Origin of the sequence: Eisenbergiella sp. OF01-20 (genome assembly GCF_003478085.1) — a bacterium.
Taxonomy (GTDB): domain Bacteria; phylum Bacillota; class Clostridia; order Lachnospirales; family Lachnospiraceae; genus Eisenbergiella.
In genome coordinates this window covers 126,503-139,305 of the sequence record NZ_QUES01000013.1, presented here as the reverse complement: position 1 = coordinate 139,305, position 12,803 = coordinate 126,503, and the positions used below count along the sequence as shown (strand labels likewise).

13 protein-coding genes are annotated in these 12,803 nt (G+C 49.3%); 3 read left to right on the top strand and 10 right to left on the bottom strand.

All coding sequences use genetic code 11. The features are described 5' to 3' along the window. Window positions 1-87: 87 nt before the first annotated feature. The 10 genes from DXA36_RS16430 to DXA36_RS16380 all read right to left on the bottom strand — a co-directional run bounded on the left by DXA36_RS16430 (window position 88) and on the right by DXA36_RS16380 (window position 9,918). Window positions 88-1,803 (bottom strand): extracellular solute-binding protein, encoded by a 1,716-nt coding sequence (locus tag DXA36_RS16430; protein WP_118680570.1) that lies wholly within the window; start codon window positions 1,801-1,803, stop codon window positions 88-90. Between the two features lie 24 nt (window positions 1,804-1,827). Beyond that, window positions 1,828-2,724, bottom strand: a complete 897-nt coding sequence (locus DXA36_RS16425; RefSeq protein WP_118680569.1) for a carbohydrate ABC transporter permease — start codon at window positions 2,722-2,724, stop codon at window positions 1,828-1,830. 131 nt (window positions 2,725-2,855) lie between these two features. Beyond that, a complete protein-coding gene (locus DXA36_RS16420; protein ID WP_118680568.1) occupies window positions 2,856-3,776 on the bottom strand; it encodes an ABC transporter permease in 921 nt (306 codons plus the stop codon). Window positions 3,777-4,030: 254 nt separating this feature from the next. Continuing rightward, window positions 4,031-5,308, bottom strand: a complete 1,278-nt coding sequence (locus DXA36_RS16415; protein ID WP_009004402.1) for a site-specific integrase — start codon at window positions 5,306-5,308, stop codon at window positions 4,031-4,033. A gap of 79 nt (window positions 5,309-5,387) precedes the next feature. Continuing rightward, complete coding sequence (locus tag DXA36_RS16410) at window positions 5,388-5,591, bottom strand: excisionase (protein WP_002566648.1); 204 nt, start codon at window positions 5,589-5,591, stop codon at window positions 5,388-5,390. Between the two features lie 426 nt (window positions 5,592-6,017). Beyond that, window positions 6,018-6,251: a helix-turn-helix domain-containing protein gene (locus DXA36_RS16400; protein WP_009004403.1), complete on the bottom strand. Its 234-nt coding sequence runs from the start codon at window positions 6,249-6,251 to the stop codon at window positions 6,018-6,020. Window positions 6,252-6,256: 5 nt separating this feature from the next. After that, window positions 6,257-6,691: a sigma-70 family RNA polymerase sigma factor gene (locus DXA36_RS16395; RefSeq protein ID WP_009004404.1), complete on the bottom strand. Its 435-nt coding sequence runs from the start codon at window positions 6,689-6,691 to the stop codon at window positions 6,257-6,259. Between the two features lie 547 nt (window positions 6,692-7,238). Next, window positions 7,239-8,624, bottom strand: coding sequence for an ABC transporter ATP-binding protein (locus DXA36_RS16390; RefSeq protein ID WP_009251531.1), 1,386 nt, complete (start codon window positions 8,622-8,624; stop codon window positions 7,239-7,241). Beyond that, entirely contained in the window at window positions 8,621-9,319 is a 699-nt protein-coding gene (locus DXA36_RS16385) for an energy-coupling factor transporter transmembrane component T family protein (RefSeq protein ID WP_009251532.1), read from the bottom strand. The genes DXA36_RS16390 and DXA36_RS16385 overlap by 4 nt, the downstream gene beginning before the upstream one ends. Then, the gene (locus tag DXA36_RS16380) at window positions 9,316-9,918 is read right to left on the bottom strand and encodes an MptD family putative ECF transporter S component (protein WP_009004408.1); all 603 of its coding nucleotides are present in this window, start codon (window positions 9,916-9,918) and stop codon (window positions 9,316-9,318) included. Before DXA36_RS16380 ends, DXA36_RS16385 begins: the two co-directional genes overlap by 4 nt. 646 nt (window positions 9,919-10,564) lie before the next feature. On the opposite strand from DXA36_RS16380, the gene DXA36_RS16375 reads away from it, so the two are divergent. From DXA36_RS16375 to DXA36_RS16365, 3 genes are read left to right on the top strand one after another with little or no spacing between them, the layout of a single operon-like run. Beyond that, a complete protein-coding gene (locus tag DXA36_RS16375) occupies window positions 10,565-10,894 on the top strand; it encodes a plasmid mobilization protein (RefSeq protein WP_009004409.1) in 330 nt (109 codons plus the stop codon). Then, window positions 10,855-12,207 carry a relaxase/mobilization nuclease domain-containing protein gene (locus DXA36_RS16370; RefSeq protein ID WP_009004410.1) on the top strand — a complete coding sequence of 451 codons (1,353 nt, stop codon included), beginning with the start codon at window positions 10,855-10,857 and terminating at the stop codon, window positions 12,205-12,207. Before DXA36_RS16375 ends, DXA36_RS16370 begins: the two co-directional genes overlap by 40 nt. After that, window positions 12,204-12,557 carry a cysteine-rich VLP domain-containing protein gene (locus DXA36_RS16365; protein ID WP_009004411.1) on the top strand — a complete coding sequence of 118 codons (354 nt, stop codon included), beginning with the start codon at window positions 12,204-12,206 and terminating at the stop codon, window positions 12,555-12,557. Before DXA36_RS16370 ends, DXA36_RS16365 begins: the two co-directional genes overlap by 4 nt. Window positions 12,558-12,803: the final 246 nt, after the last annotated feature.

The following is a 12,803-nucleotide window of genomic DNA, read 5'->3' as shown; positions in this document are numbered from 1 at the left end:
CCGATTTTTTGCAGCCGCCCACTCTGCACAGAGCTGCTGCGTTTTTTTCTTACTGTTGCATTCCTGACAGGTCTGAGCCATCACTGCCTACTGCAGATCGCCGAAGGTGGTATGATACCAGTCATTTACTTCCGTTGTAATCTGATCGCCGCCCAGCTCCTTCCAGCTCTTTACAAAATCATCAAAGGTATCCGGCTCCTGTGTCCCCATAATAATGTTGACATAGGTTTCCGCCTGCATTTTATCCATGGAGGAAAGGTTGGTGCTCATGGTAGGGGTGGGAGCGCCGAAGAATACGGACTGCACCAGCTTGTCATTTGCCTTGTAATCATTGATGATAGTGTTCCAGCTGCCTTGTGGCCCGATGAATTTATAGTAATTCCATCCCAGGGAATCCGTACCTTTATTACTGCCGTTGTCCAGGAAATTTTTGATTACGTTGTAATATCTGGCAGCTTCCGGATGGATATCCTCCACCTTGCTTTCACCGTTCAGGGTATCTTTGATTTCTTTATAATAGGTGTTGCATTTCTGAATAGCGGGATCCATAGCAAAAGCAGCATATTCCGCGAAGTTAATTCCGGTGGAAGGATCCACGCCAAAGGTATTCAGCGTTTCTTCCGTGGCATCCAGGGAATTGATCTTATCCTGGAATACGTTCGCAATTTTTACCAGGGCTTCCGGATTCTCACATTTGGCATTTGCCGCATAGTAACGGGAAATCCTGACATAAGTGATAGGTTTTGCCGGTTCATCCGTGGCGGATACGATGGGATAACACTGCCAGTCCGCTTCCGGATCATTTTCAATATTACTCTTGCAGGCGCCCCAGGGCATTCCTTCCAGGCCGTAGAACATACCCACCTTTCCTGCTGCGATATCCTCCCCCAGCTTTACGGTATCCTTAACGCCGAATTCCGGATCGATCAGGCCGTCCTCATACATCTGATTCAGCTGTGCAAGCGCATCCTTCATTCCCGGATGGATGCCGGAATAGGAAATCTGGCCGTTTTCATCCTTCACCCAGGCCTTGGCATATGCGCCGTAGGCTGCAAAAAAGCCTTCATAGCCTCCGGGGCTGGCTCCGTCATCCTTCACAATATCCTTCTGGAAACCGATTCCCCAGGTATCATCCTGTCCGTTTCCGTCCGGATCGTCATAACGGAATGCCCGGGCTACCTCCAGAAGTTCGTCCATCGTGGACGGCGCCTTAAGCCCCAGATTTTCCAGCCAGTCGGTACGGATCCATAAAAGATCGCAGGTACCGTCCGCTGCGGACAGCTGGGGAAGGCCGTACAGCTTACCGTCCACCTTGGCGGATGCCAGCTGGACCCCGCCGTCTGCCTCAATCGTTTCCTTCAGAAGGTCGGAGGCATAGGTATCATAGGCATCCGTTATATCCGCAAGCATCCCTGCATTCGCCAGCTCGGAGAACTCCTCCGGAGGCAGATCCATCAGATCGGGAAGATCATTGGAGGCAATAGCCATAGTAAGCTTCTGGGTATAATCATCTCCTGCTGCCGCAATGGTATATTTCAGAGTAATGCCCAGCTCGTCCTGATAGCATCTGGTATACACGTTATTGTTGATATCATCGCTTCCCACGTATTTTTCCGTACCGTTGAGCTTGTGCATATAGGTCAGCTCCACATTTTTGCCTGCATCGGCCTGCGTGCCTTCCTGCGTACTTCCGGCGCCCGCAGTGCCGGAAGAGGTTCCCGTATCCCCGCCACCTCCGCAGGCCGCCAGGGATACCGTCATTGCCGCTGTCAGAAACAGCGCTGTTATTTTTTTGATTTTCATAAACGTAAAACCCTCCTTATTTATTTATTCCTTCACACTTCCCATCACCACTCCCGCCACGAAATATTTCTGCAGGAACGGATATACCAGAAGAATGGGAACCGTACACAATAAAATCAAAGCCCCCTTGATCCCCCTTCCGGTCACTTCCATCAGATGGGGATTGCGCATCAGCTGCTCCGAGGTAATCTTGGTAACATCAAATTTCAAAACCACGGACTGCAGGTAGGTCATCAGCGGATATTTTTCCGGCAGATTCATATAAATCAGGCCGTCAAACCAGGCATTCCAATGGTTAACAATCACAAACAGGGATACCGTCGCCAGGGAAGGCTTGGAGAGAGGCAGGTAAATTTTCCACATGGTTACAAACCAGTTTGCCCCGTCCACCAGAGCCGCCTCTTCAATGGCTTTGGGAAGCCCTCTGAAAAAATTCATCATGATGAGCACACAGAACATGGGCAGCGCTTCCGGCAGAATCAATGCCAGGAACGAATTGATCAGGTGCATCCTGCTCACCACAAGGTAGGTGGGGATGAGGCCGCCGTTAAACACCATTGTCACCAGGAAAAACCAGGTATAGTATTTCCTGCACCTGAAAATTCTGGGATCATCCTTAGACAGCGGATAAGCCACCAGGATAATCAGAACCAGGTTGATGATCCAACCCAGCAGCACTCTCGCAATGGTAATTCCGAAAGACTGGAAATACTGTTTGTTGGAAAGTATGTACTCGTATGCCGCGGTATTAAAACCTTTGGGCCAGAAGGAGACTGTATTGGCATCCACCATGGATCGTGCGCTGAAGGATATGGCAAACAGGTTGATTAACGGCAGCAGACAGGTAAGGCTCAAAAAGCCCAGCAGGACATAGTTGCTTATCATGAACAATTTTCTGGATGGCGATTCTTTTATTTTCATTCTTATCCCCCCTGCATATCGCAGGCTAGCCTGCGATACCGCATTAATGAATAGTTTGAAAGGAACTTTCAAACTTTCTTCCTCTTTCTCATCAAATGACTGTTCGTGAGGCCTCACGAACGGCCATAGCCTCAGAAAACTTTGTAGCCGGCAAGCTTATCGGCAAGTTTATATCCCGCGATGATAAGCACAAAGGATATGGCGGATTTGAAAAGCCCCACGGCAGTAGCCAAATCGAACTTCGCTTCAATGACACCGATACGGTACACATAGGTATCAATGATATCCCCTGTGGAATATACCTGGGGGCTGTACAGGTTGAATACCTGTTCAAAGCCTGCCTGCAGGACATTTCCCACACTGAGTACCATCATGAGGAGAATCATGGGAAGAATACTGGGAATCGTCACATACAGCACCTGCTTAAACCGCCCTGCGCCGTCCATCCGCGCCGCCTCATAATAGGTGGGGTCGATACCCGTAATCGCCGCCAGATAAACGATGGTTCCCCAGCCCAGCTCCTTCCAGATGTCGGTTACCGCCATGGTATAAGGGAAAACGGCGGAATCCCCGAGGAAAAATACCGGTTTCAGCCCAACAGCCGACAGCAGCTGGTTCACAATCCCGCCCGACGGGGAAAGAATGTCTATAAAAATGCCTGCCAACGCCGCCCAGGATATGAAATGGGGCAGGTAAAGCACCGTCTGCACGGTTTTCTTAAAATGCCTTGCCCGGATTTCATTCAGCAGCAAAGCTACCAGCACCGGGAAAATCAGGTTACCCACCAGCTTCATTACCGCGATAAACAGGGTATTCCAGATAACGCTCCCGAAGCCCGGCAGGGAAAAGAGGTATTGGTAATTATCCAGGCCCACCCATTTCTGCCGGAAAAGCCCTTTCAGCGGGGTATAGTCTTCAAAGGCCATGGAGATTCCCGCAAAAGGAATGTATTTAAAAATAAGGGTAACTATCACTGCAGGCAGCAGCATGAGGTGGAACGGCATTTCCTTCCGGAACCAGCCCTTTCTTTTCTTTACGGCAACAGCTCTCATATCATCCCTTCCTTTCTGTATTTCCAATATAACAGGGGATAAATAAGAAAAATATAAAACGATTTATACTTTTATAGTAATCATTTAATAGATTTCTGATTATCTCTTTAGGTTTTCTTATATGCCGGTATAGCTCGTAACTTGGGGCTTTTCCGGCACTTTTCCTATCGGAAGAACCTCACAAACATTTTTATTACCCCTCATGTTTCCGCTCTCAAACGTAGTACAAACAGTAGTACATTCTACGCACTGCTTTATGCGGCTTGGGCTTCCTGGGCGCTCTCTGGCGCAGGCTGTGCGTTGACTGCTGCGGCGGTCTGTGCCTGGGCTTGCAGCCGTTCCATTTCCTCCTGTGCGGAATGGAACGTGGCGTGGGCGTAATAGTTCAGCGTCATAACGATATTGGAATGGCCCATGATGTACTGCAATGCCTTGGGGTTCATGCCTGCGTTTGCCATTCTGGTACAGAATGTATGCCGCATGGTGTGTGGCGTCATGACTTCGGGCAGCGGTTCCGCATGGAACTTGTTGAACTTCTTGGCAAGGCCCTGAAACATAGCATCATAGTGGACAGCCGCTTTCGGCAGCCCGTCCCGGTTTAAGAACAGGAAGCCCTTATATCCGTCAACTACAACGCCTTTTCCATTTTTTCGCCTGTGCAGCACGCGCTGAAACGCTTCATAGGCTGCTGCGCTCATCGGCACTTGGCGATAGCCGCTGTCAGTCTTTGGCGCTTCGATGTAGTAGCCGTCCTCGGTACTTCTCAAAAGCTGGTGGTCTACATTCACACAGCGCTTTTCAAAATTCAGGTCGGCAGGCGTCAGGCCGCAGAGTTCGGAAACGCGAAGCCCGGTTTCCAGCAGAATCAATACCTCGTCATAATACTTGGCATAAACAGGATCGTTCTGCATGAACTCCAAAAGCTCCTTTTCCTGTGCAGGGGTAAGCGGCACCTTTGGTACGGTATCGTCGTTGATAACCTCATTGATCTGGAAGTCAAAGGGATTCTTGCGGAGGCAATCGTCCTGTACGGCCATGTAAAAAATGGCTTTCAGGGAACGCTTGCCGTTGCAGATGGTGTGATAAGCCACGCCCTTTTCCTGCATACGCAAGGCCCATTCTTTGGCGTCAGACAGCTTCACGCTGTCGATGCTGGCCGCCCCAAGCTTATCGTCGGATAACAGTTTCATCAACTGCTGGCGGCTCTTATGGGTTCCCCGCTTCACATTGCCCCGCTGCCGGATATATTTTTCATAAAGCTGGCACACGGTCATTTTCTTTCCGATGGTGTCAATCCCATCATCAAGGTCTTTTTGTATCTGCTTGATTTTCTCACGCAGAGAAATATCCGGGCGTTTTCCGGCAGGGATTTTGTCCGTGGGGACTAACTTCCATGAGTATACAAACTTTACTTCTCCAAAGGTATCTGTATATTTGTAGGCGTATCTTCCGTCTGGTCGCTGGCTCTCTCCAGATTTCAAAAGGCGGCCTTTGTTATCCCGTCTTTTTTCATCTCGTTCTTTTTTTGACATTTCGTCATGCTCCTTTCCATGACGGAAAGAGCCTTGACACGCTCTAAGGGTATTATAGCATAGTCAAGGCTCTTTTTCACTAGATTGTGTCCAAAGAATCAATGATTTTTTCAAACTTTTGCCTCTTGATCTGGATGCGGTTGCCGTTCAAAATCACCCAGCCAGCGGATGGGTTTTCTTCAGCAAGGCGACGCAGCTTGTTTTCTCCAATACGAAAATATTTCGACGCTTCCTCAATAGTAAGCGTATACTTTTCCCAAATAGGCACATCGTTATTACTCATAATGTGGCCCCCTTTCTGTTCAAAACAAAGGTTTCTTGTAAATGTGGGCAAAACACGGACGGCTGGCGGCCCAGCTCCACGGGATTTTCACCCCCGTATGGTTCTCACACGGCCCTACCCATTGCCTGCGACGCTTCTAACGCTCGGACTGTGGCTGTAAGGGAGTATCATTGTCCTGCCTGCACGTCGTCGCCCATAAGCAGCCACGCCTATGTTGCGGCTGGGTGGTGGTCGCTCCGCTGTGTTTGTAGAAACCAGCATCATGGCGCACCCGCCGTCCGGCTCGGTGCAGACAGAATGTGTCCGTATGCCCTATGACGCACCGCCATTGTCCTGCGGGCGTATTTGTCAAGGAGCAGTTGGGCTAATGGCAGTCAGCAGACGGGGAAAGGGATAAGCTGTTTGCTTTCTGCTATGAGCGCAAGATTACGGTTTCATCATCGCTTGGATCAGCCTGATTTCCATTCGGCGCTTCATATACTCGTCTACGCACACATGGGGATAACCGGCTTTGTCGTAGAGGGTTCTGGTACAAAGCTTGTTCATGTAGTCGTCATAGTACCGTAATACACACTCCACAGCCCCGGAATCACCGGCGCAGGCAGCTTTGCTCACCGAAAGGGGTAACAGTGCCTTTCCTTTGTGTTTTGGCTGGTTCATCCGCGTCAACCTCCTTCCGGCATGAGCGCCATCAATGTTACTCGCAACGCTTTTAGGGTCTTTGCCCTGTGGCGCTGAACGGCACTGCGGGACATGCCCATCAGGCTGCCGATCTCGCCGTCCGCCATATCCAGAACGCAGTGCAGAATCAAAATGCTTTGTTCTGTCTTTGACAGTTTGGCAAAGGCTTCGGCTACAAGCTCATTGTCGATATGTAACTCGTACCCGTGAGCGCTGAATACAAAGCTGTCGCTAGGGTAGCGGTCTACCGCATAGAGCTTGTCCAGTTCTTCCTGGGAAAGATCGCTGAACGTCAATTCACGGTTTCGCTGACGCTTCATGTTCCGCAGGTAGGCCCTGGCTTCGTTGCGCAATACCGCCTTGCAGAAAGCATCAAACCGGCATTGTTCGTAATAGTCGTATGGGTTCGTTTCCATCATTTCTCACCCCCTTTCTGTTGGGGGATTGGGTGGTACTTTCCCTTTCCGCTACTATCAATCCGCAGACACCCTCTGCTACCCGCTAATCGCCTCCTTTTTGAAAATTTTTTTAAAATTTGTTTCGTCCTCAGAACAACCCGCAAAAAATAACAAAATTCGCCCGGCAGGTCATAAACCCACCGGGCGAACGTAAAAAAATTATGGTATTTTATTGCATCGTATAATTCATTGTTCCAGCCATATTTTTCCCCAGCCGGGGGATGGCTTTTTTTAACGGTACTACTCCCATTTCCCTTTGCCGATATGCCTTTCCATGCATGACCGTTTCCTCTTTAAGCTTCCAACGGGAGCAACGTTAAGAGCTACCATCAACTACCTGACGAAACAGCGGTGTGGTTGATTTGAGCCATCCAACTGATAATCAACGAGGCCTCAAAATGATTCCCATCTCCCTGAACCGCAGAATACAGCACTTTCCCATTTCGATCTTGATTTACTGCCATGCATATATTCAGGTACATACTGCCAAAACAGCCTTCCCTGACGCTCAGAAGGAAAAACAATATTGACAGCATTCTTCCATAAACTCCGGGTCATGTGTGATAACAACCACGGTTTTCCCGCTGCTGGCAGCGTCTTTCAACGCATCGGATATTCTCCTCATGTTTGCGCCGTCCAACCCGCTTGTAGGTTCATCCAACAGAAGTATCTCACGCTCCGAAAATAAAGCGCAGGCAACGGCAAGGCGCTGTTTCTGTCCTCCCGACAGGGCTGCCGGATGTACGTCCCGATACTCGTACAAATCCATGTTCTTTAACAACTGCCTTGCCCTTTCCATTCGCTCCTCTGTCAACGGTTGATTCAAAAGCATCTCTTCTGAAACACTTGCGGTAAAGAACTGTGTTGTCGTGTCATTGCCGCAGTAGTATACTTTTTTCCGCCTGCTGGACGGATGATGTTTACTCCCGTATACGATGATATCACCGCCGCTCTTCTTAGAGAGCCCTGCAAGCACTAAAGCCAGAGTGCTTTTTCCGGCGCCATTTCGCCCGGTGATAGCAGTGATGGAGCCTTGTGGGAAAGCGCCTGAAAGGTTTGTAAACACCTCTATTTCCCCGCATCTTTTACATAGGTCATGCATAATCAGTGCCGCACGCTCGGAAACGTTTGGAAGCGGCAGTAGTTCGTGTGTTTGCGCACGGTGCATCGTCCGAAGCCCCTTGTTGCGCCGTTCCATTTCCGGCATATCTGTGAACTCTTTGGGAGTGTATTCGCCTACAATCCTCCCTTTTTCCATATGTATCATCCGGTCAGCAAGCTCAGAAAGCCATGAGAGACGGTGCTCTGCGATCACTAACGTGTAGCCCTCTTTTTTCAACTTGAAAAGTGTTTCTAATAGTTGCTCGATCCCCTCCAAATCCAAATTCGCAGTTGGTTCGTCACAAACAAATACTTTGGGGCGCGCGGCATAGACGGAAGCGATGGCCACGCGCTGTTTCTCCCCGCTGGAAAGCACATCCAGAGGTCTTTTTCTTACTGAGGAAAGAGAAAAGGTTTCAATGGATTCATCCGTCCTCTTTTGAATCTCCTCCCGGGGAAGGCCGTAGTTTTCACATCCAAAGGCCACCTCACCCGCAAGTTCTGATGAAAAAAACTGGCTTTTAGGATTCTGGAATACACTTCCTACGGTCTTTCCGATTTCCCACGCTGCCATTCCTGTAATAGCCCTATCATCTATACAAATACTTCCGGAAAGGGAACCTGCGAAATAGGATGGAGCCAGACCGTTCATCAATCTGGTCAGAGTCGTTTTCCCACAGCCTGACACCCCTGTGAGCACCACGCATTCTCCCTGCTCTATGGATAGGTTCACGTCCCAAACGCCCTCTTCGCTCCCCTCGTATTGAAACGATACATTCTTCAATTCGATCAAATTTTCACACCTCCAACGCAAAGAACCGCTGCTGTAACGATGCCCCAAAGCGCAAGGAAACACCAGTCGCGCATATGCATCGTTGTTTCGTAGTAACTCTTTCGCACGCCAGGGCGCTCAGCGCCTCGCGCCACAGCAGAAACGGCCAGTTGGTCGGCAATCTGCAAAATACGGAGCAGAAGCGGGACAAGGACATATTCAAAGCTTGCAAGTGGATGACCCGTAAACTGTTTTACCGATGTAAGGCCCCGGTTTTTCATCGAAAGGCCCACTGCTTTAAGCTCAGCCTTCATGGTGGGGAAAAAGCGAAATATGACCATCAGTCCCAATATGACGCCAGTGGGCATGTGGATGCTTGACAAGAACGATGACAGTTCTCCAGGAGGCGTCATAAACAAATCCCAAAACAGCATGAGCATTACCATACTGCTCCAGAAAAACAACACAAGGAACTCGGAAATAATGACCGTATGATATCCATAGAAGCGAATCGCGCATAAAAGCAATGACAACAGCAGATAAAAGGCTCCACAGGATGCCATCAATCGGTAGTTTCGCTGGAACCCCACATATACGAAACAGAATATCGCCAAAACAGTGGTAAACAGAATATTTTTCACCAGAAAAACACCCAGCATAGCGCAGAGCAATGCAAAAAACTTGACCGGGACGGCAAAGGAGCGCTCACTTCTCACAGAACCCCCGCTTTCTTGAAGTGTTTCCCCATCAGCCGGGTTCCCAGTATGCTGCCTAAAAAGCCGCAGATAACAGCGAACGCCACAATAAAGATCAGCCAGCCGGGGGAGGTGTAATATTGTAGGTAACTCTCAATATAGCTTTGATCCATGCCGCTTGCAACGGCAAACGCGTAAAAAGTGTCCCAGAAAAACCAAAGCGGCAAAAGATTGCTTACGATGTAAAACAGGCTCACCATTGACCATGTAAAGGTCAGTCTCTTTGCATTGCGATAGGAGCCCCGCTTCCATAACACCACCTCGCATAGTAAGCCTAGCAAAGCAAAATACGGCAAAAGATACCAGTTGCCTGTCAGCAAATAGACAAGTCCCAGAATCGTCAGAGACGCCAAAGAAACAAATCTTTTATTTACCCTGCTGACCATCAGAATGTATACCGGGGCAGAGAAAAACATTGATACTCCAGGAGATAAAACGCAGTTGAAAAATTGATTTACCATAGAGACAGTAATGACAATAAAGTGAATACCGATGAGAACCACCGTCAACAATACGGTCGTAATCACATCCTTGACCGTCCATTTGTTATTTGTTTTCATGTGATTTTTCCTTTCATATTATGTAATTAGATTTAGTTAGTTATCGCTAACTATTACACATTATTATATTACCATGCAACGTCTAAAAAGGAAATATATTTTTTCATTATTTTTTGCTATTCATGAAAACCTCTCATTGTTTGCCCAAACAAGCTTTACCTCATCTGCATTTCATGGCCAAACAGACATTTAAAGCATCTGAGAAAGATTCATCAATCATTGGATATAAAACATCTTCCCTCTATTGTATCAGCAACGATGTCTGGGAAGTTTTAACCTTTTGTCAGCTAACACGATCATATAAAAGCAATATGACAGAATCTTTTATACCGTATTCCCAGCAAAGGTAAAACAAAAGAACGGGCATGTTTTCGGATGTGCTGGAGGACGCAGACTGTCGAACGAAAGCATCGGATTATATGGCAACGGTTTATTCTTTATTCTATGGAGGCCAAGGGCCTCTTTTTTTAACGTTTTTTCAATAAAGTTGATTGTTTGCGGGTAATTTAAGGGCTTCTTGGATTGGTAGTAGTGGAGGAAAAAGAAAAACAGCAAGCATAGGGAGTGTGGCTACACTCCCGACAAACGGCTTCCCGTTTGTGTCTTGGGGAAGTCCCCAAACCCCTGAATGAATGGAGGTGAGAATGTGGCAAACCGAAAGCGGAAGTTTGTGCTGCGCGTCCCCGTTACGCCGGAGGAACGGGCGCTGATCCAACAGAAGATGGCCCAGCTTGGCACAAAGAACTTTTCTGCTTACGCCCGGAAAATGCTGATCGACGGCTATATCGTCCATATCGACACCGGCCCTGTCCGGGCGCAGACCGCAGAGCTGCAAAAAATCGGCGTCAACATCAACCAGATCGCAAGGCGTATCAACAGTACCGGGACTGTGTACGCGCAGGACTTGGAGGACATCAAGGGAGCGCTGACACAGATATGGCAGTTACAAAGATCCATCCTATCAAGTCAACGCTGAAAAAGGCGCTGGACTACATCGAGAACCCGGACAAGACCGATGAAAAGCTGTTTGTCTCCTCCTATGGCTGTTCCTATGAAACGGCGGATATCGAGTTTCAAATGCTGCTGGATCAGGCGTTCAAAAAAGGCAACAATCTGGCCCACCACCTGATACAAGCCTTTGAGCCAGGGGAAACCACCCCGGAACAGGCCCATGAGATCGGTAAGCAGCTTGCCGACGAAGTGCTGCAAGGCAAATACTCCTATGTGCTGACAACACACATCGACAAGGGCCACGTCCACAATCACCTGATTTTCTGTGCCGTGGATATGGTGAACCACCGCAAGTACAATTCCAACCGGCAGAGCTATGCCTATATCCGGCGCACCAGTGACCGGCTGTGCCAGGAAAACGGTCTGTCTGTGGTAAAGCCCGGCAAAGCCAAGGGCAAGACCTACGCCGAGTGGGACGCACAGAAAAAGGGCAAAAGCTGGAAAGCAAAACTGAAAATCGCCATCGACGCCGCTATCCCGCAGGCCAAAGACTTTGACGGCTTCCTGCGGCTAATGGAGGCCCAGGGCTATGAAGTCAAACAAGGCAAATATATTTCATTCCGCGCTCTGGCAGACGGCCTCCGTCCCGGACAGGAACGCTTTACACGCTGCAAGACCTTGGGGGAGGATTACACCGAGGAACGAATCACCCAGCGGATCAAGGGCATTGCCATCGACCGGGGGCCGCGCAGAAGAAGCGCCAGGGAAATCTCCCTGCGGACTGCCTTGGAGGACAGTATCAAGGCCCAGCAGAGTGCGGGCTATGCGCGGTGGGCGAAGCTGCATAACTTGAAGCAGGCCGCCAATTCCTTAAACTTCATCACGGAACACCAGATCGACAGCTACGAGGGCTTGGAAAGCAGAATGGCCGAGATCAGCGCGGCAAACGATGCGGCGGCCTCCGCCCTGAAAGACACGGAATGCCGCCTTGGGGATATAGCGCTGCAGATAAAAAACCTCTCCGCCTACAAGCAGCTCCGGCCTGTGGCGCTGGAACTGCGAAACACCAAAGACAAGGCCGCGTTCCGGCGGCAGCATGAAAGCCAACTGATCTTGTATGAGGCGGCGGCAAAGTCGCTTAAAGAGGCCGGGGTGAAGAAACTCCCCAACCTATACGCGCTCAAAGCCGAATACAAAAAGCTGGACGAAGAACGGGAACGGCTGTCAGAACAGTATAACGAGGTAAAGAAAGAGCTGAAAGAATACGGCATTATCAAGCAGAACGTGGATAGCATTTTGCGGGTGACGCCGGGAAAGGAGCATATACAGGAGCTATGAACATACCGAGAATGAATTACCGCCAGTATCGCAAGGCCCGCAGGCTCACACATGAGTGCTGCAATTACTGTGACGGAAACTGCCTCCTGCTGGACGATGGAGAGGAATGTGTTTGTGTGCAGAGCATTTCCTATTCCGTTCTGTGCCGATGGTTTCAGGCCGCCGTCCTCCCACTGGACGCGGCGCTTTATGCCGAACTAATGGAGCGGAGCCAGGCGTTGCGCTGCCGGGAGTGCGGAAAGCTGTTTTCTCCCAGACGGCCCAACTGCCTTTACTGTCCGGCCTGTGCCGAAAAACGCAAGCGTCAGAGCAAGAAGCTGTGGGCGAGGAAGCACAGGGGCTATGCGTAGAAAAAGTAAAAGGAAAAAACCCTGATTTCGCAGGGCTTTTTCCCTTGGTCGGATGGGTGGTCGTATGTTAATATCTTTTCTCCTGGAAACGGCATTTACTTTTTCTATAAGGCGGCCATTCCATGACCAACCTATGAAACAGCAGAAATCCATGTTATACTGATACATATATTTATCTTTATTGGGTGCGGTAATCACACATTGGTAAGATACCGATGTGCCAGTTTCATTAGAAAGCGGGTGAAC

Bases quoted from the DNA above. Each gene is read 5' to 3' on its own strand.
- DXA36_RS16430 (WP_118680570.1), bottom strand. From the start codon at position 1,803: ATGAAAATCAAAAAAATAACAGCGCTGTTTCTGACAGCGGCAATGACG.
- DXA36_RS16425 (WP_118680569.1), bottom strand. From the start codon at position 2,724: ATGAAAATAAAAGAATCGCCATCCAGAAAATTGTTCATGATAAGCAAC.
- DXA36_RS16420 (WP_118680568.1), bottom strand. From the start codon at position 3,776: ATGAGAGCTGTTGCCGTAAAGAAAAGAAAGGGCTGGTTCCGGAAGGAA.
- DXA36_RS16415 (WP_009004402.1), bottom strand. From the start codon at position 5,308: ATGTCAAAAAAAGAACGAGATGAAAAAAGACGGGATAACAAAGGCCGC.
- DXA36_RS16410 (WP_002566648.1), bottom strand. From the start codon at position 5,591: ATGAGTAATAACGATGTGCCTATTTGGGAAAAGTATACGCTTACTATT.
- DXA36_RS16400 (WP_009004403.1), bottom strand. From the start codon at position 6,251: ATGAACCAGCCAAAACACAAAGGAAAGGCACTGTTACCCCTTTCGGTG.
- DXA36_RS16395 (WP_009004404.1), bottom strand. From the start codon at position 6,691: ATGATGGAAACGAACCCATACGACTATTACGAACAATGCCGGTTTGAT.
- DXA36_RS16380 (WP_009004408.1), bottom strand. From the start codon at position 9,918: ATGAAAACAAATAACAAATGGACGGTCAAGGATGTGATTACGACCGTA.
- DXA36_RS16370 (WP_009004410.1), top strand. From the start codon at position 10,855: ATGGCAGTTACAAAGATCCATCCTATCAAGTCAACGCTGAAAAAGGCG.
- DXA36_RS16365 (WP_009004411.1), top strand. From the start codon at position 12,204: ATGAACATACCGAGAATGAATTACCGCCAGTATCGCAAGGCCCGCAGG.